Raw genomic sequence first — 1,012 nt, 5'->3', positions numbered from 1 at the left:
ACCGGCCACTTGGACGGGCTGGCGGTCGCGAACACCTCCAAGCCCAGATGCCGCGCAATCTGCACCGCCGCCATCCCCACACCACCAGCAGCAGCATGTACGACCACCCGCTGACCGGCCCGCGCACCCGCCAGCTCCGCGAGCGCGTACCACGCCGTCATGAAGGCGCTGGGCACGGACGCGGCCTCGGCATAGGACCAGCCGTCCGGAATCCGCACCACTTGCCGCGCGTCCGTGACGGCCACCGGGCCGAATCCGCCCGCAGCGACACCCATCACACGGTCACCCAGCGCCAGCCCGCTCACCCCGGAGCCGGTCTCGATCACCGTCCCGGCGATCTCGGTGCCCATCAGGCCGCCACCGGGATACATGTCCAGACCGATCAGCACATCCCGGAAGTTCAGCCCGCCCGCGCGGACCGCCACCCGTATCTGCCCAACCTCCAGCCGGTCACCAGCCTGCGGCGCCGCCGCCAGCACCAGCCCCTCCAACGACCCACCCGCATCCGGCTCCAACCGCCACAGACCCTCAGGCGCCACCAACTCACCCGACGGACGCGACAACCGCCGCCCATAAGCCACCTTGCCGCGCACGACAAGCTCCGCCTCGTCGCCGGCGAGCACCGTCGGGAGGATGGCGGCCTCGTCGGTGGTGCCGGTTGCAGGAAGGTCTACGAGGACCAGCCGGCCGGGGTTCTCCGACTGTGCCGAGCGCAGCAGACCCCAGACGGAGGCCGCAGCCAGGTCGGCCACTCGCTCGCCCGCCGAGGCCGCCACACCGCCACGAGTGACGACCACCAGCTGGGCTGACTCCAGACGGTCTTCGCCCAGCCACTCCTGGACCAGACCCAGGGCCTGGCCGGTCGCCCGGCGGGCGGCCTCTGCCGCATCACCGCCTGGGCCGTCGCCGTCCGCGGAGGTCAGCACCACCCGCGGGGTGATTTCTCCTGCCTCGGTGGCGATTGCCAGCTCGGCGAGGTCGGCGAAGAAACGTACCGACACTCCGGCCGCGT

At 71.8% G+C, this 1,012-nt stretch carries 1 protein-coding gene; it reads right to left on the bottom strand.

The features are described 5' to 3' along the window. The coding region (locus tag AB0I10_RS41285) for an alcohol dehydrogenase catalytic domain-containing protein (protein WP_363157869.1) at nt 1-1,012 on the bottom strand (1,012 nt) is incomplete at both ends.

The organism is Streptomyces sp. NPDC050636 (assembly GCF_040654775.1).
Lineage (GTDB): Bacteria > Actinomycetota > Actinomycetes > Streptomycetales > Streptomycetaceae > Streptomyces.
Note: the sequence above shows the minus strand (reverse complement) of the source record. Positions and strands in the feature narration are given on the sequence as shown.